At 71.6% G+C, this 23,115-nt stretch carries 20 protein-coding genes and 2 pseudogenes; 12 read left to right on the top strand and 10 right to left on the bottom strand.

The features are described from left to right. On the bottom strand, window positions 1-1,151 hold a 1,151-nt coding region (locus tag VT52_RS35610; protein WP_240509741.1), incomplete at its 3' end, for a sugar kinase. A 180-nt stretch (window positions 1,152-1,331) separates the two neighbouring features. On the opposite strand from VT52_RS35610, the gene VT52_RS13415 reads away from it, so the two are divergent. Then, window positions 1,332-2,603 carry an alanine racemase gene (locus VT52_RS13415; protein WP_046426792.1) on the top strand — a complete coding sequence of 424 codons (1,272 nt, stop codon included), beginning with the start codon at window positions 1,332-1,334 and terminating at the stop codon, window positions 2,601-2,603. A gap of 203 nt (window positions 2,604-2,806) precedes the next feature. Further along, the gene (locus VT52_RS13410; RefSeq protein ID WP_071387443.1) at window positions 2,807-4,438 is read left to right on the top strand and encodes an N-acyl-D-amino-acid deacylase family protein; all 1,632 of its coding nucleotides are present in this window, start codon (window positions 2,807-2,809) and stop codon (window positions 4,436-4,438) included. A gap of 18 nt (window positions 4,439-4,456) precedes the next feature. Here VT52_RS13410 and VT52_RS13405 read toward each other — a convergent pair whose 3' ends face one another. Continuing rightward, the gene (locus tag VT52_RS13405) at window positions 4,457-5,329 is read right to left on the bottom strand and encodes a S1 family peptidase (protein WP_071387442.1); all 873 of its coding nucleotides are present in this window, start codon (window positions 5,327-5,329) and stop codon (window positions 4,457-4,459) included. A 179-nt stretch (window positions 5,330-5,508) separates the two neighbouring features. Next, window positions 5,509-6,288 carry a hypothetical protein gene (locus VT52_RS37960; protein WP_107481324.1) on the bottom strand — a complete coding sequence of 260 codons (780 nt, stop codon included), beginning with the start codon at window positions 6,286-6,288 and terminating at the stop codon, window positions 5,509-5,511. Window positions 6,289-6,413: 125 nt separating this feature from the next. Here VT52_RS37960 and VT52_RS13395 point away from each other — a divergent pair, with 125 nt between their 5' ends. After that, window positions 6,414-7,625 (top strand): pyridoxal phosphate-dependent aminotransferase, encoded by a 1,212-nt coding sequence (locus tag VT52_RS13395; RefSeq protein WP_046428339.1) that lies wholly within the window; start codon window positions 6,414-6,416, stop codon window positions 7,623-7,625. Between the two features lie 116 nt (window positions 7,626-7,741). Next, entirely contained in the window at window positions 7,742-8,167 is a 426-nt protein-coding gene (locus VT52_RS13390; protein WP_046428342.1) for an SCO4983 family protein, read from the top strand. A 263-nt stretch (window positions 8,168-8,430) separates the two neighbouring features. Here the strand turns inward: VT52_RS13390 and VT52_RS13385 are convergent, their stop codons facing one another. Further along, the gene (locus VT52_RS13385; RefSeq protein WP_046428345.1) at window positions 8,431-10,251 is read right to left on the bottom strand and encodes a phosphoenolpyruvate carboxykinase (GTP); all 1,821 of its coding nucleotides are present in this window, start codon (window positions 10,249-10,251) and stop codon (window positions 8,431-8,433) included. A gap of 288 nt (window positions 10,252-10,539) precedes the next feature. On the opposite strand from VT52_RS13385, the gene trhA reads away from it, so the two are divergent. From trhA to VT52_RS13370, 3 genes are all read left to right on the top strand, one after another. After that, window positions 10,540-11,253 carry a PAQR family membrane homeostasis protein TrhA gene (gene trhA / locus VT52_RS13380; RefSeq protein WP_046428348.1) on the top strand — a complete coding sequence of 238 codons (714 nt, stop codon included), beginning with the start codon at window positions 10,540-10,542 and terminating at the stop codon, window positions 11,251-11,253. Window positions 11,254-11,469: 216 nt separating this feature from the next. Beyond that, complete coding sequence (locus tag VT52_RS13375; RefSeq protein ID WP_420856280.1) at window positions 11,470-12,120, top strand: TetR/AcrR family transcriptional regulator; 651 nt, start codon at window positions 11,470-11,472, stop codon at window positions 12,118-12,120. Between the two features lie 33 nt (window positions 12,121-12,153). Further along, window positions 12,154-12,897 carry a Mut7-C RNAse domain-containing protein gene (locus VT52_RS13370; RefSeq protein ID WP_046428356.1) on the top strand — a complete coding sequence of 248 codons (744 nt, stop codon included), beginning with the start codon at window positions 12,154-12,156 and terminating at the stop codon, window positions 12,895-12,897. A 436-nt stretch (window positions 12,898-13,333) separates the two neighbouring features. On the opposite strand, the gene VT52_RS13365 is transcribed toward VT52_RS13370, so the two are convergent. Next, complete coding sequence (locus VT52_RS13365; RefSeq protein ID WP_079175022.1) at window positions 13,334-15,367, bottom strand: thioredoxin domain-containing protein; 2,034 nt, start codon at window positions 15,365-15,367, stop codon at window positions 13,334-13,336. 231 nt (window positions 15,368-15,598) lie between these two features. Here VT52_RS13365 and VT52_RS13360 point away from each other — a divergent pair, with 231 nt between their 5' ends. Continuing rightward, the gene (locus VT52_RS13360; protein WP_046428361.1) at window positions 15,599-16,165 is read left to right on the top strand and encodes a Uma2 family endonuclease; all 567 of its coding nucleotides are present in this window, start codon (window positions 15,599-15,601) and stop codon (window positions 16,163-16,165) included. 233 nt (window positions 16,166-16,398) lie between these two features. Here the strand turns inward: VT52_RS13360 and VT52_RS13355 are convergent, their stop codons facing one another. Next, a complete protein-coding gene (locus tag VT52_RS13355) occupies window positions 16,399-17,001 on the bottom strand; it encodes a nucleotide-binding domain-containing protein (protein ID WP_167377696.1) in 603 nt (200 codons plus the stop codon). 414 nt (window positions 17,002-17,415) lie between these two features. On the opposite strand from VT52_RS13355, the pseudogene VT52_RS13350 reads away from it, so the two are divergent. Further along, window positions 17,416-17,640, top strand: a pseudogene (locus VT52_RS13350) (flavoprotein); the annotation flags it as partial. A gap of 130 nt (window positions 17,641-17,770) precedes the next feature. Here the strand turns inward: VT52_RS13350 and VT52_RS35600 are convergent. After that, a pseudogene (locus VT52_RS35600) lies at window positions 17,771-17,908 on the bottom strand (IS3 family transposase); the annotation flags it as partial. A 34-nt stretch (window positions 17,909-17,942) separates the two neighbouring features. Then, a complete protein-coding gene (locus tag VT52_RS13345) occupies window positions 17,943-18,800 on the bottom strand; it encodes a LysR family transcriptional regulator (protein ID WP_046428367.1) in 858 nt (285 codons plus the stop codon). Between the two features lie 105 nt (window positions 18,801-18,905). Here VT52_RS13345 and VT52_RS13340 point away from each other — a divergent pair, with 105 nt between their 5' ends. Then, a complete protein-coding gene (locus tag VT52_RS13340; protein ID WP_240509739.1) occupies window positions 18,906-19,631 on the top strand; it encodes an SDR family oxidoreductase in 726 nt (241 codons plus the stop codon). Window positions 19,632-20,718: 1,087 nt separating this feature from the next. On the opposite strand, the gene VT52_RS13330 is transcribed toward VT52_RS13340, so the two are convergent. Together VT52_RS13330 and mca are read right to left on the bottom strand one after the other, a co-directional pair. Further along, window positions 20,719-20,958 (bottom strand): hypothetical protein, encoded by a 240-nt coding sequence (locus tag VT52_RS13330; RefSeq protein WP_079175021.1) that lies wholly within the window; start codon window positions 20,956-20,958, stop codon window positions 20,719-20,721. Beyond that, window positions 20,951-21,832: a mycothiol conjugate amidase Mca gene (gene mca, locus VT52_RS13325; RefSeq protein WP_079175020.1), complete on the bottom strand. Its 882-nt coding sequence runs from the start codon at window positions 21,830-21,832 to the stop codon at window positions 20,951-20,953. The genes VT52_RS13330 and mca overlap by 8 nt, the downstream gene beginning before the upstream one ends. A 103-nt stretch (window positions 21,833-21,935) precedes the next feature. On the opposite strand from mca, the gene VT52_RS13320 reads away from it, so the two are divergent. Both VT52_RS13320 and greA read left to right on the top strand, forming a co-directional pair. After that, window positions 21,936-22,334: a DUF4307 domain-containing protein gene (locus VT52_RS13320; protein ID WP_046428375.1), complete on the top strand. Its 399-nt coding sequence runs from the start codon at window positions 21,936-21,938 to the stop codon at window positions 22,332-22,334. A gap of 244 nt (window positions 22,335-22,578) precedes the next feature. Then, the gene (gene greA, locus VT52_RS13315) at window positions 22,579-23,079 is read left to right on the top strand and encodes a transcription elongation factor GreA (RefSeq protein ID WP_046428378.1); all 501 of its coding nucleotides are present in this window, start codon (window positions 22,579-22,581) and stop codon (window positions 23,077-23,079) included. Window positions 23,080-23,115 lie beyond the last annotated feature (36 nt).

Below are 23,115 nucleotides of genomic sequence, written 5' to 3'. Positions count from 1 at the left end.
GCGAGGTGGTCGGCGTGGGCGCGGGCGGGGGGTGGGGCGAGGTCGGTGGGGGTGGTGAGGGTGGCCGCGGCGAGAAGGTGTCCGTGGCGGAGGCGTTGGCGCGGGGGGAGGGCGCGGAGGGTGGCGGAGAGGTAGCCGGCGGCGAAGGAGTCGCCGGCGCCGGTGGCTGATACGGCGGTGACGGTGGGGGCGGGCTCGAAAGCGCCGGCCGCGTCCGTGGTGGGGGTCGGCTCGGCGGTGTCCCCTGCCAGGGGGTTCGGGGTGGCGGTCGGCTCGTGGGCGCGGCGCGGCGCGGCGGGCCGGGGGCCGGTCGCGCGCCCCGGCCCGGACGAGGCGCCTCCCCCGGAGGGGACAGCCCGGGTGCCCCCGGTATCCCAGGTGCCCCAGGTACCCCCGGCGCCCGCCCTCCCCCGCTCTCGGTCTCGGTCGAGCGGGGGGACTCCTCTCGCCCCGGCGGCACGAGCGCCCGCGGCTCGGTGAAAGGCCGTCGCGCCCCGCTCCCCCTGTTTCACCACCAGCACCCCCGGCTCCGGCAGCAGTTCCCTGACCGCCCACGGGCCCCCCGTCACTCCCCAGACCTCCTCCGCCTCGTCCTCGCCCACGAACACGATGTCCGCCCGTCGTGCCAGTTCCAGCAGGGTTCGGGGAGCGTCCCGCTCCCGCCACAGGGCCGGCCGGTAGTTGATGTCGAAGGAGATCAGGGGGCGGTCGGTGTCCGGGGCCGTCAGGTGGCGGAGGAGGTCGTGGCACTCCGCCGACAGTCCCGCCGTGATCCCCGACAGGTGCAGGACCCGGCAGTCCCGCACCGCCTTCGTGTCCACGTTCGCCACGGACATCGCCGACGCCGCCGACCCCGCCCTGTAGTACGCCACCTCGTGCGCCGTCGACCCGCGGTCCGCCGCCGTGCGGAAGTAGACACCGGTCGGCCGGGACGGATCGCGCCGTACCGCCGAGACGTCCACTCCGTACCCCGCGACCCCCGCCAGCACGCACCGCCCGAACCCGTCCGCGCCCACCCTGCTCACCCAGCGGGCCGAGTGGCCGAGGGCCGCCATCGCGCAGGCCACGTTGGACTCCGCGCCGCCGATCGCGCGGGAGAAGGAGGGCACGTCGGCCAGGGGGCCGGGGCGGGTGGGGACGAGGGCGACCATGGATTCGCCCAGCGCGACCACGTCCACTCCCGATACCCCCTCTCGATACCCCCGAGCTCCGGAGGGATCACTCCGTTGACCCGTTGTCGGCGAGATGCTAGACAGCTGTGAGCATTGCATGCAATGAACGTTGCACAGGATGCAACGGCAAGAGCACGCGCCGGACGAAGAAGGGCTCCCATGGACACCGAAGCGCTCGACCGTCTGGCCGAGGAACGGGTCGACCACCGCTTCAAGGGCCTCCCGCCGGACGCCCGCGGCCTCGGCGTCCGGGAACTGGCCGCCCAGCGCCGCAACCTGTTCGACGCGGCCGGCGGATTCACCACCCCGTTGCTCGCCCTGTCCGCCGAGCGCCTCGCGCACAACCTCGCGCTCATGGAGTCGTACACGGCCCGCCACGGCCTGGCGTTCGCGCCGCACGGCAAGACCTCCATGGCGCCGCAGTTGTTCCGGCGCCAGATCGAGCACGGCGCGTGGGGCATCACCCTGGCCGTCCCTCATCAGGTGCGCGTCGCACGGGAGTTCGGCTTCCAGCGGGTCTTCCTCGCCAATGAGCTGGTCGACGGCGCGGCCCTGCGCTGGCTCGCCGGTGAGCTCGCCGCCGACCCCGGTTTCCGCTTCGTCTGCTACGTCGACTCGGTGCGCGGCGTGGAGCTGATGGACTCGGCCCTCGCGGGGGCCGCCCGGCCGGTGGACGTGGTCGTGGAACTGGGCGCGGGCGACCGGGCCCGTACCGGCGTGCGGACGGCGGCGGACGCGCGGGCCGTGGCCGAGGCCGTCGGCCGGGCGCGGGCGCTGCGGCTGGTCGGTGTCGCGGGGTACGAGGCCCAGGTGCCGGACGCCGACCCGGCGCGGGTGCGGGCCTGGCTGGAGCGACTCGTCGGCCTCGCCGTCGAGTTCGACCGGGACGGGATGTTCGCGGACGCCGGCGAGATCGTCGTCAGCGCCGGTGGCAGTGAGTGGTTCGACGTCGTCGCCGACGTCTTCGCCGGGATTCCCGCGCTGTCCCTCCCCGTGCTCAAGCTGCTGCGCTCCGGCGCGTACGTCTCGCACGACGATGTGCACTACCGCGAGCTCACCCCGTTCAACCGGGTGCCCGAGGAGGGCGCGCTGGAGCCCGCCTTCCGGCTGTGGGCGCAGGTGGTCTCGCGGCCCTCGGCGACGGAGGCGTTCGTGAACGCGGGCAAGCGGGACGTCTCCTACGACCTCGATCTGCCGGTGGCGCGGGTGGTGCGCCGGGACGGTGCCGAGCACCCGGCGACCGGGATCGAGGTGACCGCGCTGTCCGACCAGCATCTGTGGCTGCGCACCGGCGCCGAGGCGGATCTCCGGGTGGGCGACTGGATCGGCTTTGGTCTGTCGCATCCGTGCACGGTCTTCGAGAAGTGGCAGCTCATCCCGGTGGCGGAGGCGGACGGGACGGTGGTCGACTACATCCGCACCTACTTCTAGTGTCGCGGCAGGCAACGTTCGCCCGTCAAGGAGCGGCGTCCGGTGCGTGCTCTCGGCGTGCCGGACGGAAGCCCTCGTACCGGACGTACTCGGGCTTTCGGCCGGTGCGGCGAGAGTGCGTGCAGGGCGTCGCGACGGGGCGGACGTCGCCTGTTGCGGCACTAGAGGGCGGGAAGGCTCCTGGAGCGGTCGGGGAGGCCGGCATGGAAGACCTGGTCGTGCGGGACGCCGAGGTGGTCGACGGCGGTGGCGGGCCGTCGTACCGGGCCGATGTGGTCGTCGACGGCGGGCGGATCGCCGCCGTCGTCAAGGAGGCCGCGGCGGCCGGCTGCCAACGGCCGCGGGCCGTGCGGGAGCTGGACGCCGAAGGGCTCGTCCTGTCCCCCGGGTTCATCGACATGCACGCCCACTCCGATCTCGCGCTGCTCCGCGACCCGGACCACAGCGCGAAGGCGGCGCAGGGGGTCACCCTGGAAGTGATCGGCCAGGACGGGCTGTCGTACGCGCCGGTGGACGAGCGGACGCTGGCCCAGGTACGCCGGGCGATCGCCGGGTGGAACGGGTACGGCGAGGACATCGACTTCGGCTGGCGCACGGTCGGGGAGTATCTCGACCGGCTGGACTACGGGTTCGAGGGCCGCGGGATCGCCGTGAACGCCGCCTACCTGATCCCGCAGGGCACGGTCCGGGCGCTCGTCATGGGGTGGGAGGACCGGCCCGCGACCACCGAAGAGACGCACCGCATGCGGGAGTTGGTGGCGCGGGGGATGGAGCAGGGGGCCGTCGGACTGTCCTCCGGGCTCACCTACACCCCCGGGATGTACGCGGACGACACGGAACTGACCGAGCTGTGCCGGGTCGTGGCGTCGTACGGCGGTTACCACTGCCCGCACCACCGGTCCTACGGCGCCGGCGCGCTGGACGCCTATGCCGAGATGGTCGCGCTGGCCCGGGAGGCGGACTGCCCGCTGCACCTGGCGCACGCCACCATGAACTTCGGCGTGAACGAGGGGCGCGCGGGCGAGCTGCTGGACCTGCTGGACCGCGCCCTGGACGCGGGCGCGGACATCACGTTCGACACCTACCCCTACACGCCCGGCTGCACCACCCTGGCCGCCCTGCTGCCGAGCTGGGCGGGCGAGGGCGGTCCGGCGGAGGTGCTGGCCCGGCTCGCCGACCCGGTGACGGCCGAGCGCATCCGGCGGGAGCTGGAGGTGACCGGGTCGGACGGCTGCCACGGTGTGCCGGTGGCGTGGGAGACGGTCGAGGTCTCCGGGGTGGCCGACCCGGCGCTCGGGGCCTGTGCGGGGCGCACCGTGAGGGAGCTGGCGGCGGAGCGGGCCAGGTCGCCCTGGGAGGTCGTCCGGGGGCTGCTGATCGAGGACCGGCTCGGTACGACCGTCCTCCAGCACGTCGGCCACGAGGACAACGTCCGTGCGCTCATGCGTCACCGCGCCCACACCGGGGGTTCCGACGGCATCCTGCGCGGCGTGAAGCCGCACCCGCGGGCGTACGGCACCTTCCCGCGCTATCTCGGCCACTATGTGCGGGAGTTGGGCGTGCTGTCGCTGGAGGAGTGCGTCGCCCGGCTCACCGCGCGGCCCGCGGCCCGGCTGCGGTTGCCGGACCGGGGCCTGGTGCGTGAGGGGTACCGGGCGGACCTGGTGCTGTTCGACCCGGGGACGGTGGCGCCCGGCGCCACGTTCGAGACGCCCCGGGCGCTGCCGACGGGAATCCCGTACGTCCTCGTCGACGGGCGCTTCGTCATCGAGGACGGCAGGCGGACGGACGTGCTCGCGGGGCGGTCCGTCCGCCGGACGCCGGTAACGGGGTGAGCGCCGTGCGCCCGTGCCCTACGGCTTGGGCAGGGTGCAGTCGGCGGCGCCGAGGTTCAGCTTGTTGCCGGTGGTGAAGCAGGCCGGGATCCCGTACGTCTCCTCGGCGTAGTTGGTGCCCTGGTGGACGGTGACGTCGCCGTTCTCGTCCACCTCGCACGGGTTGTCGACGGTGCAGCGCTCGCCGTCCTCGTTGCCCGTGTTGTTGACGGCGACGACCTTGCCGGTGCTGGTGTCGATGACCGGGGAGCCGGAGGTGCCGCCGATGGTGTTGCAGCTGGAGGTGTAGCGGACCGAGTCCTTCCAGGTCCAGTCGCCCTCCTTCAGCCGGTACACGAAGCCGTCGATGTTGCAGCTGTAGGTCTTCTTCCAGTAACCGGAGACGACCTTGATGGCGGCGCCCGCGGTCGGGTGGGTGTCGTTCAGGGTGAGCGCGCTGATGCCGTAGGAGCTCTTGATCTGCGCGTAGGTGGTGGTGAGGCGGTAGATCGTGATGTCCGTGTCGGTCATCGTGGAGTAGACGACCTGGTTGGCGCGCAGGGTGGCCGTCTTGCGGCCGTTGGCGTTCAGCAGGCCGAAGGCGCGGCTGGAGGACTGGCCGGTGATGACCTCACCGGGGTCGGGGAAGCCGGTCTCCAGGCAGTGGCCGTTGGTCAGCACCAACGCCGGGTCGCTGTCCGCGGAGCCGGGGAGGCGGACGACGGAGCCGGAGCAGTTGCTGAGCGAGACGGTGCCGGCGAAGTTGACGGTGACGGCGGGCGTCTTCGCCTTGGGCGCCGGGGAGCCGGAGTGCGCGGCGGGGGTCGCGGTGAGTGGGGCGGCGACCGCGGGGGCCGCGCCCAGCCCGGCCAGGGCCAGGGCGGACAGCGCGGCGACGAGAGGCTTGTTCATGTGGGGGTCCCCTCTTACGGCGGGAGCGACCGGAGGGGTTTCCGGTCGCCCACTGTTTTGTCATGCGCATTCTCGGCGCAGCGAGGGGACGGGAACAAGAAGCCGGTTCAGGCCGTAGGGGTTTCCCTGTGCGACACCTGTGATCAACTCGCCTGTTCCCCGGCCGACTTGAGAACGGGTCAGCGGGGGTACCTGCCGTGACCGTGCCCCTTGCCGCCGGACGGCGGGTACGACGGGGGTGTGGTGGCCGTCGGCGCCGGGGACGGGGCGCCGGCCGTCGTGGACGGCGGGGCGGACGTGGTGGCGGGCGCCGGGCCGGGGGTGGTGACCCTGACGGCCGCGGCCGGGGCGGAGGACGCGGGGGTGGCGGCGGGGGACGCGGACTCCGGGGGGCGCGCGGACTCCGGGGGGGCCGCCGCGGGGGCCGCCGAGGCCGGGGACCCGGCCTCGGCCGTGCCCGCGCTCGCCGTGGCGTCGGCGCGGCCGCCCTCCCCGGGCCGGGGCCCGGCCGGGGAACCCGAACCCGTGACACCGGCGATCAGCGCGACGGTCCCGGCGACCCCGAGCACCCCGGCGACGGCGGCGAGCCGCCGCCGGCCGTCCCGGCGCCGCTGCTCCCGCCGACGCCGCTCGGCCCGGCCTCCGCCGGGGCTCGGCGAGGCACCGGCCCCGGGCACCCCGGGTCCGTCCGGACCGCGGTCGGCCGGGACACCGGCGCCCGCTCCGGCGGGACCCCGCGAAGCCGTCGGCCCCGCCGGACCGGACCCGGCGACCGGAGGCAGCTCCCGCGTCTCGTCGTACGCGTTCTGCCAGCCGTGCGCGGCGGCGGGGTCGGCGTACTCCGCGTACGCGGGGGCAGGGCCCGGCCGCGGGTGGTACACCGGCGGCGGGAAGGAGGACGCCGCCCCCGCGCCGGGCGCGCCGGGCACCTCCGAGTCGTACTCACGTTCGCTGGACACGACAGCGGATTCTAGGGAGACGCGGGGGTACCGCGGCAGCCGCACGGGCGATCCGGGGCAAAACCCGGTCTCACGTGGTGGAAAACACCACCCATGAGCGGCCGCGGCGTCCTAAGCTCACGCGTATGCAGGTGATCCAGTCGACCAAGCTCGCCAACGTCTGTTACGAGATCCGGGGGCCGGTTCTCGAGGAGGCCATGCGGCTGGAGGCGGCGGGGCACCGCATCCTCAAGCTCAACACGGGCAACCCCGCGGCCTTCGGCTTCGAGTGCCCGCCGGAGATCCTGGAGGACATCCTCCGCAACGTCTCCACGGCCCACGGGTACGGCGACGCCAAGGGGCTGCTGGCCGCCCGGCGCGCGGTCGTCATGCACAACCAGACCCTCGGCATCGACACGGACGTCGAGCACGTCTTCATCGGCAACGGCGTCTCCGAGCTGATCGTGATGGCGATGCAGGGCCTGCTGGACGACGGCGACGAGGTCCTCGTGCCGGCACCGGACTACCCGCTGTGGACGGCCGCGGTCTCCCTGTCCGGCGGCACGCCGGTGCACTACCGCTGCGACGAGCAGTCCGACTGGATGCCCGACCTCGCCGACATCGAGCGCAAGATCAGCGACCGCACCAAGGCGATCGTCATCATCAACCCGAACAACCCGACGGGCGCGGTCTACGACGAGGCCGTGCTCAAGGGGCTGACGGACATCGCGCGCCGGCACAACCTGCTGGTCTGCTCCGACGAGATCTACGACAAGATCCTGTACGACGGCGCCACGCACACCCCGACCGCCAAGATCGCCCCCGATCTGCTGACGCTGACCTTCAACGGCATGTCGAAGGCGTACCGGGTGGCCGGCTACCGGGTGGGCTGGATGTCGATCTCCGGCCCACGCGCCCACGCCGACTCCTACATCGAGGGCCTGACGATCCTGGCGAACATGCGGCTGTGCGCCAACATGCCGGGCCAGCACGGTGTGGTCGCCGCGCTCAGCGGACGCCAGACGATCCAGGACCTGGTGCTCCCGGGCGGCCGGCTGAAGGAGCAGATGGACACGGCGTACGAGCTGCTGACGCAGATCCCGGGCGTGAGCTGCGTGCGGCCGAAGGGCGCGCTGTACCTCTTCCCGCGGCTCGACCCGCAGGTGTTCAAGGTCCGGGACGACCGGCAGATGGTCCTCGACCTGCTGCGCCAGGAGAAGATCATGGTGGTGCACGGCACGGGCTTCAACTGGCCCGAGCCGGACCACTTCCGCGTGGTCACCCTGCCGAGCGTCGGGGACCTGAAGGACGCCGTGACGCGGATCGGGACCTTCCTGGACGGGTACGGGCAGCCGTAGACCGGGCACCCCGGTACGGCGGTCCGTAATCGACGGACTTCAATCCGTGACCCGACTCAACTTTAGACGAAATCCAAGCTAGGATGGCTTCCTGTCAGAGCACAGGAGGCCGTCCCATGTACGAACCGATCCGCACCAAGTCGGTCCACAGCACGACGGCCGGCACCTCCGACTTCCCCCACCGGTCGCGCGAGGAGGAGCTGGACATCCAGCTCGCCGGGCATCTGTCGGCACTGCTCGCGGTCACCGACGAGCTGCGCGCACAGGCCCCCTCGGGCGACCTGGACGCGGCCGCGGACCGGCTGGTCGCGCAGGTGTGCCGGCTGCGCGGAGGCGCACCGCTGCGGGCGGCACCGGGTGCCGCTCCCGGCGATCCCGCGGTCCTGCATCGGCGCGCCCACGCCCTGGCCGGGCGCGCCCTGGTGGTCGCCGCGTCCCGGGCCGACACCGCGGCGGCGATCCTGGCCGCCGAGCGCATGGACGCCCACACGGCCGCCCTGGCCGCCCTCGCCGGCCCGAGGGAACTCACCACCACCGGCTGACCCCCGGTCGCCCATGATCGCCCCGGTCCGCGCGCACCCGCAGCGACGCGCGGACCGGGTGCTTCCACTCGTGCGTCGCGGTACCGGTGCCGGTGGGTACTGGGGCCGGTGCCGACGGCTCACGTCCGCCGGGCCTCGCCCAGAAACGGCCCGAGGGCCCCGCACGCCATTGTGCGGGGCCCCGAGCGGGGTTTCCGCGGCCGGCCTTCGTGACGACTATTGCTGGTCAGGGCTAGTCGGACCGGCCGCGGAGATTCGGGGGCTCAGCCCAGGCGCTCGACCAGCGCGCGGTACTGGTCCCACAGCTCCTTCGGGGTGTGGTCGCCGAAGGTCTCCAGGTGCTCGGGCACCAGCGCCGCCTCCTCGCGCCAGACCTCCTTGTCGACCGTGAGCAGGAAGTCGAGCTCGGAGTCGGACAGTTCGAGGCCGTGGGTGTCCAGCGCGTCCTTGGTCGGCAGCACACCGATCGGGGTCTCGACGCCCTCGGCCTTGCCGTCCAGGCGCTCCACGATCCACTTCAGGACACGGGAGTTCTCACCGAAGCCGGGCCAGACGAACTTGCCCTCGTCGTTCTTGCGGAACCAGTTGACGTAGTAGATCTTGGGCAGCTTGGACTGGTCCTTGTCCTTGGCCACGTCGATCCAGTGCGCCATGTAGTCGCCCATGTTGTAGCCGCAGAACGGCAGCATGGCGAACGGGTCGCGGCGCAGCTCGCCGACCTTGCCCTCGGCCGCGGCGGTCTTCTCGGAGGCCACGTTGGCGCCGAGGAAGACGCCGTGGTCCCAGTCGAAGGACTCGGTCACCAGCGGCACGGCGCTGGCCCGGCGGCCGCCGAAGAGGATCGCGGAGATCGGCACACCCTTGGGGTCCTCCCACTCGGGCGCGATGATCGGGCACTGCGAAGCGGGCACGGTGAAGCGGGCGTTGGGGTGGGCGGCCGGGGCCCCGGCGGCCGGCGTCCAGGCGTTGCCCTTCCAGTCGGTGAGACGGGCCGGGGTCTCCTCGGTCATGCCCTCCCACCAGACGTCGCCGTCGTCGGTGAGCGCCACGTTGGTGAAGACGGCGTTGCCCCACAGGGTCTTCATCGCGTTGGCGTTGGTGTGCTCGCCGGTGCCGGGCGCGACACCGAAGAAGCCCGCCTCGGGGTTGATCGCGTACAGGCGGCCGTCCTCGCCGAAGCGCATCCAGGCGATGTCGTCGCCGATGGTCTCCACGGTCCAGCCGGAGACGGTGGGCTCCAGCATGGCGAGGTTGGTCTTGCCGCAGGCGCTCGGGAACGCGGCGGCCACGTACTTGGACTCGCCCTGCGGCGGGGTGAGCTTGAGGATCAGCATGTGCTCGGCGAGCCAGCCCTCGTCGCGCGCCATGACGGAGGCGATCCGCAGCGCGTAGCACTTCTTGCCGAGCAGGGCGTTGCCGCCGTAACCCGAGCCGAACGACCAGATCTCGCGCGCCTCGGGGAAGTGGGAGATGAACTTGGTCTGGCTGCACGGCCACGGCACGTCGGCCTGGCCCGGCTCCAGCGGGGCGCCCACGGAGTGGACCGCCTTGACGAAGAAGCCGTCCTCGCCCAGCTCGTCCAGGACGGCCTGGCCCATGCGCGTCATGGTGCGCATGGAGACGGCGACATAGGCGGAGTCGGTGATCTCGACACCGAGCGCGGACAGCGGGGAGCCGAGCGGACCCATGCAGAACGGGACGACGTACATGGTGCGGCCGCGCATGGAGCCGCGGAACAGGCCCTTCTCGCCGGCGAAGATCTCCCGCATCTCGGCGGGGGCCTTCCAGTTGTTGGTCGGGCCCGCGTCCTGCTCCTCCTCGGAGCAGATGAAGGTGCGGTCCTCGACACGCGCCACGTCGGTCGGGTCGGAGGCGGCGAGGTAGGAGTGCGGGCGCTTGACCGGGTCGAGCCTCTTGAAGGTGCCCTTGGCCACGAGCTCCTCGCACAGGCGCTCGTACTCGGCCTCGGATCCGTCACACCAGACCACGTTGTCCGGCTGCGTCAGTTCGGCGATCTCGTTGACCCACGAGATCAGTTCCTGGTGGCGGGTGGGAACGCTGGTAGCCGAGTTGTCGCGCGCCACGGTTGCTCCTAAGTGAGGGATTTTGTCCTTGTTGCCCCGTGGGGGCTGCGACCCGGACGCTTCGCTTTTGCTCATCCGGTGCCGACTGCACTCATTTGATCATCCGCCTGGTCCGCCCATCTGTCCAGGGGGTCTCACAGGTGAGCGAAGTGAGGTGAGCCACGCTTCCAGGGGCGTTTGCTTTCCCTTTGCGTCCGTCTGGATTTCAGCTGAACGTTTTTTTGCGCTCACCCGACCAAGACATGCCCCTCACATGCGATTTACGGGGGCGTGGGTACCATGCGGCGCATGACTGCGTCCGTCCCCGACGCGCCCGACGACACGCCGGCCGGCGGCCGCGGTCCCCTGGCGCTCCCCTTGTCGCACCCGATCAAACCGAGGCTGCGCGGCTGGCTGCACCTCGGCATGTTCCCCGCCGTACTCGTCGCTGGGCTTGTCCTCACCGCCCTCGCCGACTCGACCAGAGGCCGCATCGCCTGCGGGATCTACGTCCTCACGGCCTGCCTGCTGTTCGGCGTCAGCGCGCTGTACCACCGCGGCGACTGGGGCCCGCGGATGGGCGGCCTGCTGCGCCGCCTCGACCACGCCAACATCTTCCTGATCATCGCGGGCACCTACACCCCGCTGACGATGCTGCTGCTGCCCGGCGCCAAGGGCCAGTGGCTGCTGTGGGGCATCTGGGCCGCGGCGGCGGCCGGGATCGTCTTCCGCGTCTTCTGGGTCGGCGCACCACGCTGGCTCTACACGCCCTGCTACATCGCGATGGGCTGGGCGGCCGTCTTCTTCCTGCCCGACTTCCTGCGCACCGGCGGCATCGCCGTACTGGTCCTGGTGATCGTCGGCGGGCTGCTCTACAGCGCGGGCGGCGTCGTCTACGGCTTCAAGCGTCCGAACCCGTCACCGCGCTGGTTCGGCTTCCACGAGGTCTTCCACTCCTTCACGCTCGCGGCGTTCGTCGTGCACTACGTGGGGATCTCACTGGTGGCGTACCAGCACGCGTGACCCCCGCCCCGCCTCGGGCCACGGCTCGTCCCATCCGGGAGCCGTGGCCTTTTCTCATGTCCGACCCGCGGGACGGCGGACTCGGGCTACGGCCCCACCGCTGCCGGTCGTGCCGGTCGTGCCGTGTGATGACGCAGGCGCCGAGCGTGACGGCGGACGGGCCGAGGAGATCCCGGCCGTGGCCGCCCCGGCCGCCCATGCCCGACAATGACCGGCATGACGGCCGCACGCCCCACCAGCACCTCCGCCGCCCGCGCCCGCTCCGAGGGCCCCCGCCTCGGCCTGCGGGAGCGCAAGAAGATCAAGACCCGGGAGGCGATCCGCGGGGCGACGTACGCACTGATCGAGGAGCAGGGGTACGACGCCACGACGATCGACCAGATCGCCGACCGGGCGGAGGTGTCGCCGTCGACGGTCTTCCGGTACTTCCCGACCAAGGAGGACATCGTCCTCACCGACGAGTTCGACGCGGTCATGCTGGAGGAGATCGGGCGACGGCCCGCCGGGGAGCCCTGGCCCGACACCATCCGGCACGTGCTGCGGCGCACCGTGCAGGTCGGGGTCGAGGAGGACCCGGAGGTCTTCCGGCTGCGCACCCATCTGATGGTGCGGGTCCCGGCGGTGCGCTCGCGGATGACGGAGAGCATGTCGGTGACCGGCCGCATGCTGTGCCGGGCGGTCGCCGAGCGCACCGGCCGCGACCCCGGGGGCCTGGAGGTGCGGGTCTACGCCATGTCGCTGATCGGGGGGCTGATGGAGACCGTCATGTACTGGGCCGAGCACGGCCACCAGGAGGATCTGCGGGACCTGGTCGACCGCACCCTGGACGTCCTGGAGCACGGCCTGCCGGGCGCCGAAAACCACTGAGCTCCCCCGCTCCCGGCGTGCCATGCTGACGGGGTGAACGGAACCGAGATCCACGTCGAAGTCGCCCCCGAGCTGCACCCGTTCGTACCCGCGGCCCGGCGCGCGGGCGCCACCGCGCTCGGCACCGACGGCGTCTCGACGCTCGGCCATGTCATCGAGTCCCTCGGCGTGCCGCTGACCGAGGTCGGCGCGCTGGTCGTGGACGGCCGCGAGGTGCCGGTCTCGCACATCCCGCGCGCGGGCGAGAGCGTGCGCGTGCGCGCGGTGACGCGCCCCCAGCGGGTCCCCGGTGCCCCGCTCCGCTTCCTCCTCGACGTCCACCTCGGCACCCTGGCCCGCAGGCTGCGACTGCTCGGCGTCGACGCGGCGTACGAGTCCACCGACATCGGCGACCCGGCGCTGGCCGCGCTCTCGGCGGCCGAGCAGCGGGTGATGCTCAGCCGCGACCGGGGGCTGCTGCGCCGGCGCGAACTGTGGGCCGGCGCGTACGTCTACAGCACCCGGCCCGAGGAGCAGCTCAGGGACGTCCTCGACCGGTTCGCCCCCGAACTGCGTCCCTGGACCCGCTGCACCGCGTGCAACGGGCTGCTGCGGAGCGCCACCAAGGAGGAGGTCGCCGACCAGCTCAAGGGCGGCACTCAGCGGTCGTACGACGTCTTCGCCCAGTGCGCGTCCTGCGGGCGCGCGTACTGGAAGGGCGCGCATCACGACCAGCTGGAGGCGGTCGTGGAGCGGGCGTTGAGCATGCGTGCCCGGGAGAGCACTCGGGGCGGTTGAGCAGGCGGGCCGCTCCCGCCGGCCGGGACCGCGCGGTGGGACGGGGCATGAACACCACGACCGAGCAGCCGGTGGCCCGCACCCCGCGGCAGCAGGACCGCTTCGTCAGCGCCTGGGCGATCGCCGGACCTGTACTGCTGCCGCCGGCCGTCGCCCTGTCCTGGGCGGTCGTCCTCTCCGGCGAACGCGGCACCGAGTGCCTGACGTACGGCGACCAGTGCCCGGCCGTCCCGGGCCCGGCGTTCCACGCCGCCTTCCGGCCGTCCCTCGTCGCGGGCGTCGGGGCGCCGGCCCGGCCCAGGGGCCGGGAGACGTGCTCCCGGCCCCTGGGCCTTGCTCGTGCGGTGGGGCGCGCAGCTCACGCTGGGGGCGATGATCCTCAGCGGCGCCCGACGCCTCGGTTCCGGGGGCTTTGGTCCAGGTCTCGTCCCCCGGCTCAGGGGCTTTCGAGGGCCGTGCGGAGCCGGTCCGGGTCGGTGGTCGGGGCGTCGCAGGTGAAATCGCGGCAGACGTAGGCGGTCGCCCGACCGGAGACGAGCGGGCGGTCGGCGAGCAGCGGGAACTCCTCGCCGTCCGGGGTGCCGACGGCGACGACCGCGCCCGGGGCTGTGCCCAGAAGTGCCGTACGGTGCAGGGCCGTTGTCGCCGGATCGGCGAGGGACGGACCGACGACCGCGATCTCCCGCGGCCCGTCGAGCAGTGCCTCCGCGACGGCGAGCCCCCAGCCGATGAACCGGGGCACGCGCGGACCGAGGGCCTGTACGACGCCCAACGCCCGCTCGGCGGCGGTCCGATGGGGCTCGGAACCGGTCTGCGCGGCGTAGCCGAGCAGCGCGCCCGCGGCGGCCGACCAGCCGGAGGGGGTGGCGTTGTCGGTGGGGTCCTGGGGGCGGCGGATGAGCTGTTCGGCGTCCGCGGCGGTGTCGTAGAGCGCGCCGGTGGCGGGGTCGGTGAAGCGGGCGAGCACCTGGTCGACGAGCAGCCCGGCGAACTCCAGCCAGACACCCTCACCGGTCACGGAGGCGAGCGCGAGGAAGCCCTCGGCGACGTCCGCGTAGTCCTCCAGGACACCGGAGTTGGCGCCGACCCGGCCGTCCTTGCTGGTGCGGGCGAGCCGGGCGTGCTCGTCCAGGTGCACCCGCACGAGCAGGTCGGCGGCGCCGAGGGCGGCCTCGGTCAGATCGGGGCGGTCGAAATAGGCACCGGTCTCGGCGAGCGCGGCGATCGCGAGTCCGTTCCAGGCGGCGACGACCTTGTCGTCCCGGCCGGGCGCGGGCCGCCGGGCGCGGGCGTCGAGCAGCCGGCGCTTGACGGCGGCGATCTGCTCCGCGTCGAACACGCCCTCCTCCTGTGAGAGCTGGAGGACGGACTGCCCGTGCTCGAAGGTGCCCTCGTCGGTGACGCCGAAGAACTGGACGGCGAGCCGGGCGTCGGACTCGCCGAGCGCGCCGGTCAGCTGCTCGGGCGTCCAGACGTAGTACGCCCCCTCGACATGCCGCCCGCTCCCGTCGTCGCTGTCGGCATCGAGCGCCGACGCGAACCCGCCCTCGTCCGTGCGCAGTTCGCGGACCATGAAGTCGGCGGTCTCCAGTGCCACCCGCCGGGCGAGTTCGGAGCCGGTGGCCCGCCACAGGTGCGCGTACACACGGCACAGCAGGGCGTTGTCGTACAGCATCTTCTCGAAGTGCGGCACGATCCAGTCGCGGTCGACGGAGTAACGGGCGAACCCGCCGCCGAGTTGGTCGTAGAGCCCGCCGCGGGCCATTCGCTCACAGGTGTCCTGGGCCATCTGGAGCGCGCCCTCGGCGCCGGTGCGTGCGTGGTGGCGCAGCAGGAACTCCAGCACCATGGACGGCGGGAACTTGGGCGCGCCGCCGAATCCGCCACGCTGCGCGTCGTACTCACGGGTCAGCCCGAGCAGCGCCTGGGCGAGTTCCCGCTCCCCCGGCGGCCGGGTCCCCTGCGGGCCGATCTCGCGCTGCGCCAGATCCCGCACGATCTTCCCGGCGACCTCTCCGACCTCGTCACGCCGGGTGCTCCACGCCTGCTGGACCCCCTCCAGCACCTGCCGGAAGGACGGCATCCCGTGCCGGGGCGCGGGCGGGAAGTAGGTGCCGAAGTAGAAGGGTTCGGCATCCGGCGTGAGGAACACGGTCATCGGCCAGCCGCCCTGCCCGGTGGCGGCCTGCACGGCCTCCATGTACACGGCATCGACGTCCGGCCGCTCCTCGCGGTCGACCTTGACGCTCACGAAGTGCGTGTTGAGGTAGTCGGCGGTGTCCTGGTCCTCGAAGGATTCATGGGCCATGACATGGCACCAGTGACACGCAGAGTATCCGACCGACAACAGAACGGGCACATCGCGCCGTTTCGCTTCCTCGAACGCCTCCGGTCCCCACGGCCACCAGTCGACCGGATTATCGGCATGCTGAAGCAGATAAGGCGAGGTCACACCAGCCAACCGGTTCATACGACCCAGCCTCTCACGCCGACACGGTACTGCCGGTTCGACCCGGAAGCCCCCGCCCCACTTGGCCGATTTGCACTCATGCGCCATCACGTGGTGAATGCGGATCGCCCCTTTTGCACCCAGGCCGCCCTGCGGACGCTGGAGGTTCTGCCCCGACCCAAGGCCGGTGCCCACCTGGAAGCGGGCAGTAGGCTGAGTCGAGCAGCACCGCATCCTCGAAGGAGGTACTTCATGACCGCCGAGATGGTGGCGCCCGCGTGGATGCACACGCAGATCAGCGCGGAGCAGTACGACTCCTGGTCCGAGGAGCAGTGCGCCGGCATCGAGATCGTGGACGGGATGGTCGTCGTGAGCCCGAGTGCTTCCAAGCGGCACAACCGACTGGCTCGGCTCCTGGCCAATGCCCTGGACGCCGCCGCGGGCCCGGACTGGAACGCCGACACGGACTTCGACGTCCGCTTGCAGGACGTGCCGCTCACCAACCGCCGTCCGGACGTCACCGTGTACCGGGCGGAGACCATCGACCTCACGCCCACCCGCCCCGAGCACGTGCTCCTGGTCGTCGAGGTCGTGTCCCCGGGGTCAGAGACCACCGACCGGATCGTGAAGGTGGACCAATACGCCAAAGCCGGCATCCCCTTCTACTGGCGCATCGAGCAGTCCGCCACCGGCGTTCCGATCGTCTACACCTACGTCCTCGACCCAGCCAACAGGGCCTACCGGGACGGCGAGGTGTTCACCGGCACGGTGAAGGCCACCGCGCCATTCCCTGTCACGGTCGACCTTGGGGCCCTGTGAGCAACGAGGAATCGCCCGCGCCCTCGGCGCCTCCGACGTCCCGTGGGCGAAGACATGTCCGCAACCGGGGGCCTCTGGGCATCGACCCGCAACTCGGCCCGGACCCGTCGTAGGCGGTCCGAAGGGAAGACGCAGAGCTTCAACCAGGTGCCGACCTGCATGTTCTCGCCGGGGACGAGCCGCGTGGGGAGCCGCCCCCGCTTCATGCCCGTCACCCTGATGGCGTGGCGTCGTCAGCGGATCACTACGTCGTGGTGATCGCTGGCGACGACCTTGCCGTCCTTGACGATCCATACCTCCACGTAATGCCGACCCCGATACCTGGTGCGCTCATGGATCCGTGGTCCGCGCCCTGGCGTGATCTGACCACGTAGGCCGTGGGCATTCAGTTCGACTTGCTGCCCCCGAACCTGACCGATCATCCGCAGCACGGTGGTCGTACGGTCTGGTGCGATGCCGGTGACGTGCTTGATCCGGTCTTCGTGGGCGTGCTTGAGCGCGAGCAGTTTCTCGACGGTGAAGACGTCGAGGTTCTCCGGCGCGTCGATCTCGTCGTGCTCGTCGGCACAGACCAGCATCACGTTGTCCGCGGTGTCGCGCTCGACGAGATCGTTCTGCCCCCGGGGAGAGCCCGCCGTGTTCTGCTGGCCGACGATGTGGGCGAGCTCGCCGAGGCGGATGGTCTTGTCGGCCAGGGCCCCATCGAGAAGGTAGCGGTTGCGGATCGCGCATCGGCCCCCGCTGCGGACCCAGACCTCGAACCTGACCGGCTGGGGCAGGGCCTTCCGCTTGTAGCCGCTCTTCTTTGTCGCGAACTGAACCTCGCAGGACGCCAAGTCGCTTGCAGAGGCAGGGAATCCTGCGCCGTGAGAGAACGGTACGCCCCTGGTCTGACACTTCGCGCGACCTCGCATGCCGCAACTCCAGGCAGGTCCACCTCGTGCTGCTGGGCCGAGGCTCATGTTGTGGCGGCCGGACCAGTAGCGGGTCAGTCGGGTGAAACCACTGAGACGCCGCTGGGGGTCGCCAGACGATCCAGACGGTCTCTACGGCCAGCTGCGGCTTCCGCAGATCAGCACGCGCGGCTCGTTCACCTCCATGTTCATTCCCTTGCGTGTGAGGTCAGTTGAAGACGAATTCGCGGAAGCCGTTGCGGATGCCGGCCAGCGGCTCGCAGTCGCGGGCTTGGTGGGGCTTGTTGGCCAACGGGACGGCCCAGGGATGCGGTCGGCCGCCTCAGTGCGCGGGCCGGTCGCGCCCCGGCCTCCCTCGCCATGACCGGCTACGAACAGGTCCACTCCGTCGCCGCCGCCCGCGTCGAACTCAACCTCCCCGAAACCGGTGTGTGCGACGGAGCCGAACTTTTTGATGAGGCCGACACCACCCAGTCCGGCAGCTGCTGCTCGGCCCCGGCCGCGCCGCAACTGATCGCCCTCGGCGCAACCGCCCTGGAGTCCTCGCGCTCATCCACCTGATCGGTGGCTAGCTCGAAGAAGCTCAATGTTCCGAGCCTCAACTACCCAAGGTCGCGAAGTCAGGCCGGGGACTGCTGCATGATCGGGTGACAGCGGGGTTTATGCAGCCAGGGCTGCGGGGTGGGGTCATGATGCTCTCGTACTCGACGGGGGTCAATCGGCCCAGACGCTTCCGGCGTCGGTGGTAGGTCCGCTCGATCCAGGTGACAATCGCGATCCGCAACTCCTGCCGGGTAGACCAGACTTGGCGATCAAGGACGTTCTGCCGGCGGCCTGAAAGAGCGGGCGGGCCGAAGGATTCGTCAGGGCCCGGTGGTGTCCCAGAGCCGGGCCGCCACCCGAATCAGGTCGGCGACCGCCCGAAGCCGGCTCTGCGGCGGCCAGGCGATCACGGTTGTCACGGGTGGAGCGTCCAGGACCGGCACGACAGTGAGATCGCGGCGCAGGTCGGTGACGGCGGACTCGGGGACGATCGCGGTGGCACGGCCGAGCGCGATCAGCTGGAAGAGCTGTGTCAGGTTCCGCACCTTCGCCCCTGACCCCTCCGGGTAGCCGCCGTCGGGGTCGGGCCACCGGGCCATCGGCAGTTCCGGCAAGGCGACGACCTCGGCCGACCGGAGCCACGGGCGGCCGGCCAGTGGGTGGGGGGCCGGCAGCACCGCCACCTGCCGCTCGATGTGCAGGACTTCCGAGTCGAGTCCGGCCCGCGAATCGAACGGCAGATGCAGCAGGGCGACATCGGCCTGCCCCTTCCGGAGCAGGTCCTGCTGCTGATGCGCCTCGCAGAGCAGCAGATCGACGGCGGCGGCGCCGGGCTCCGCGCGGTAGGCGTCGAGGAGTTCGGCCACCGACGCACCGGCGGTGCCGGCCTTGACCGCGAGGACCACGCGCGGAAGCGTTCGCGTGGCCTGCTGGACGCGCCGCTCGGCCGCGGCCACCGCGGCGAGGATCGCGCGCCCCTCGGCCAGCAGCACCGCACCGGCCTCGGTGAGCGTGACCTTGCGGCTGGTGCGCTCCAGCAACACGGCCCCGAGCTTGCGTTCGAGTCGTGCGACGGCGCGCGACAGGGGCGGCTGGGCGATCTCCAGGCGCTGGGCGGCCCTGCCGAAGTGCAGTTCCTCGGCGACGGCGACGAAGTACCGCAGCTCACGTATCTCCACGCTGCCACGCTAACTCCAGCGAACGGCCGATCGATACCGCCAGGGTATCGATGCGCGGCCGCGACGGTGTTGGTGTCCGACCGGGGCGCGGCCATGATCACGGTCATGAGCGAGAAGACGATCGCGCTGGTCACGGGCGCGAACAAGGGAATCGGGTACGCGATCGCGGCCGGGCTGGGCGCCCTGGGCTGGAGCGTCGGCGTGGGCGCGCGGGACGAGCAGCGCGGAAGGGACGCCGTGGCGAAGCTGCGCGCGGCGGGCACGGACGCGTTCGGTGTGCCTCTGGACGTGACCGAGGGCGAGAGCGTGGCTGCCGCGGCGCGGCTGATCGCGGAGCGAGCGGGCCGCCTCGACGTGCTGGTCAACAACGCCGGCGTCGCGGGCGGCCGGCCGGAGAGTCCCTCGGCCATCGACCTGGAGACCGTGCGGCGACTGGTGGAGACCAACGTCATTGGCGTCATCCGGGTCACCAACGCGATGCTGCCGCTGCTGCGCGGGTCGGCGCGCCCTCGGATCGTCAACCAGTCCAGCCATGTCGGCTCCCTGACCCTGCAGACCACGCCCGGCGTCGACCTCGGCGGGATCAGCGGGGCCTACGCGCCGACCAAGACCTACCTCAACGCCGTCACCGTCCAGTACGCCAAGGAACTGAGCGGCACGAACATCTTGGTCAACAGCGCCTGCCCCGGCTATGTGGCAACCGATCTCAACGGCTTCAGCGGCACGCAGACCCCCGAGCAGGGCGCGGCGGTCGCCATCCGCTTGGCGACCCTGCCCGACGGCGGCCCGACCGGTCGGCAGTTCGACGACGAGGGCGTCGTACCGTGGTGACGCCCTGATCCCTGCGGGTCAGTGACCACAGGCGGTGCGCGAACCCTTGCCCTGGAGTGCGGCCGCAAGGAAGCCCAGGTCAGGAGCCGCGTCCTGCCTTCGGGCTCCCCCTGCCCGTACCCGCGACCGCTCGCCGGACCGGAGTGCGTCGACCGCGACGGGGCCGGCCGACCGCGAACTCGGCCCCGTCTCGAGGCCGCCGTGGCGGCCGGCGCCGAACTCCGGGAGCGCGACGCCCTCAGGAAGGTCGGTCTCGGCGCCGCCATGACCGCCGTACTCGTCGCCCGCAACGTCCCCGAGCCGACCGCGCACCTCGTGGGCGAGCTGGTCTCCTCGCGTTCGAGCAGGGGCCACACTCGCCTTCCGGAACGCCTTCGAGCGATACCTCGACGCCGACGGGCGCCACGGCTTCGCAAGCTGCCTCCGTGCGGTCGCCACGCAGCTGCGGGAGACCATGGACGCCGACGCGGACACCGCGCGCCACGGCTGACCGCGCCCGTTCGCGACGCCCCAGCAACCGGACGGCTCGTGTCGACCGCCGACCGGTCGGGGCGGTGCCGCCCGACGGGGATCTGGTTCGACATGACCACCGCGGGCACGGGCACGGCCCTGCTCCAGGCGGTGGGCTTGCGCTGTCGCGGAGGCCGCGCTGGCGGTGGCGTGCGTGTACCTGGCGGTGGGCAAGGGGCGGGGCGGGACGCGGGTGCCGTCGTAGGGCGGCCGCGACGGGCCGGGCGGTGGCTGTGCTGCTCGGTTCGAGCGCGGCGGGCGGTGCGACGGCGCTCGGTGCGGTCAGCGGCCGGGGAGCTCGCTCGGGAGGGGGATCGTCCCGGTGCCGGCCCCCTGGTTCTCGGCGGCCCGGTCCACCGCGATCCGGATACGGGGAACCCGCCGGCCGGCCCCCGCGCGCCCGGCGCTCAGGCGGGCGCGCGTTCAGGGGCCGCCGGTCGGTGGCCGCGCACGGCTGCGGACCGCCGCGCCCGTGAGGTGACGGGGGCGACGGTCTCGGCGGAGGGCCGGCTGCCGGAGCCGCGAGACCCGGGTCCGTCGGCCGAGGGCCGGGCCCGAGTGCCGGGCCGGCCCTGGTTCAGCTTCGCCGGGCCGAGGTGTCGGCCGGGTGACCGTCCGTGCCGGGGTCGGCGGGCTCCTTGAAGTCGACCTTCCGCATGTGCTTGTTCATCGACTTCATGAGGCCCCACACGGCCAACGCCATCACCGCGAACACGATGAAGCCGAGGACACCGGGGGTGACCTTGTTCTGGTCGAGATCGGCGAGGGAGACGAGGTCCGTCGCTGCCAGGCTCATGCTTGCGCTCATGTCAGGCATTGTCCCGGATGCCCGCGAAGAGGTCGTCCTCGGGGAGGGAGGTGTCCACGAGCGACTTCGCCAGCTCGTACTCCTCCGTCGGCCAGACCTCCCTCTGGAGCTCCATCGGCACGCGGAACCAGCCGCCGTCCGGATCGATCTGCGTGGCGTGCGCGATCAGCGCCTTGTCGCGGATCTCGAAGAAGTCCGCGCAGGGAACATGCGTGGTCAGGGTGCGCTCGACCCGCTCGATCTCGTTCCAGCGCTTGAGCCACTCCCCGTAGGGCGACTCCAGGCCGCGGTCGAGCATCGCCTGGTGCAGGGCCTCGGTGCGGGGGCGGTTGAAGCCCTGGTTGTAGTAGAGCTTCAGCGGCTGGTGGGCGGGGCCGAACTCGTCCTCGGGGTACTTCTCGGTGTCCGCCGCGCCCTCGAACGCCACCATGGAGATCTTGTGCGTCATGATGTGGTCGGGGTGCGGGTAGCCGCCGTTCTCGTCGTAGGTGGTGATCACCTGCGGGCGGAAGGAGCGGATCTGGCGCACCAGCTCGCCGGCCGCCTTGTCGACGTCCTCCAGGGCGAAGCAGCCCTCGGGCAGCGGCGGCAGCGGGTCGCCCTCGGGCAGCCCGGAGTCCACGAAGCCCAGCCACTCCTGCTTGACGCCCAGGATCTCGCGGGCCTCGTCCATCTCCTTGCGGCGCACCTCGTGGATGTTCGCCTCGATGTAGGGGTCGCCCTGGAGTTTGGGGTTGAGGATGGAGCCGCGTTCACCGCCCGTGCAGGTCACCACCAGCACGTCCACCCCCTCGGACACGTACTTCGCCATGGTGGCCGCGCCCTTGCTCGACTCGTCGTCGGGGTGCGCGTGAACGGCCATCAGTCGCAGCTGGTCAGTCAAGACTCAATCCTCGGTAGGTCGGCGCCCCCAAGGCTCAGGGCGCATTCGAAGGCTTCTATAGTGACCGAATCGGGGGGCGATTAATTCCGCGGAGAGGACGATCATGAGTACGGCGAGCACGGGGCTGCCCACGGGCCGCTACGGCCGCTCCTCCGACGAGCGTGCCGACCGCAAACTCAAGGTCGCCGCCATGATCCTCGGCGCCGCCCTGCTGGCTCTGGTCGGCTACTTCGCGTACCACTACATCGTGCAGACGCGGATCAGCGCCCAGGTGATCACCTTCGACGCCACGGACAACGCGGTCAAGGCCCACCTGGAGGTCCACAAGGACGCCGGGGCCGCCGGCTACTGCACCCTGCGTTCCCAGTCGGCGGACGGTACCGAGGTCGGCCGTGCCGACTTCCACTTCACCGGCTCGGCCACGCGCATCGACAAGGTCGTCACGCTGCGTACGACGGCCCGTGGCACCACGGCCGAACTGCTGGGCTGCCACAGCGGCTGACCCGCCGCGCGCCCCGTCGACCGGATCCCGGTCCGGCCAGTGGTCCACCGCGCCGGACACGCCGCCCCGCCGCTTCTTCACCCGGAATGCGGACGCTCCGACCTGCGTTGATGTGATTCTGATGGCTTATGTCCTCCCCCTTCCGCGGATGAATTGTTAGGCTCGTGGTTTCGCCCATCCAAGAGGGAACATTCTTCTGGGTAGGGCGATGCTTTGTATTCCCAGTACCGACGAGGAGCACCCTGTGACCCAGACCAGCGAGAACGTCACCTGGCTGACCCAGGAGGCGTACAACAAGCTCAAGGTCGAGCTTGAGTACCTTACTGGTCCTGCGCGCACGGAGATCGCCGCCAAGATCGCCGCCGCGCGCGAGGAGGGAGACCTGCGCGAGAACGGCGGGTACCACGCGGCCAAGGAGGAGCAGGGCAAGCAGGAGCTGCGTGTGCGGCAGCTGACCCAGCTTCTCGAGAGCGCCCAGGTGGGCGAGGCCCCGGCCTCCGCCGACGGCGCCGTCGCACCGGGCATGGTCGTCACGATCGCCTTCGACGGCGACGAGGACGACACGCTGACGTTCCTGCTCGCCTCCCGCGAGTACGCGAGTTCGGACGTGGAGACGTACTCGCCGCAGTCGCCGCTGGGGGCCGGTGTCATCGGCCACAAGGTCGGCGAGGACGCGGAGTACGAGCTGCCGAACGGCAAGAAGGCCTCGGTCCGCGTCCTCAAGGCCGAGCCCTACAACGGCTGAGCCACGGAGCTGTCCTGCCCCGGGACCCCCGGCGTC

The sequence above is a fragment of the Streptomyces malaysiense genome, assembly GCF_000980885.2.
Taxonomy (GTDB): Bacteria; Actinomycetota; Actinomycetes; order Streptomycetales; family Streptomycetaceae; genus Streptomyces; species Streptomyces malaysiense.
The sequence above is the reverse complement of the archived record's forward strand: the minus strand, read 5'-3'. Positions and strand labels throughout refer to the sequence as shown.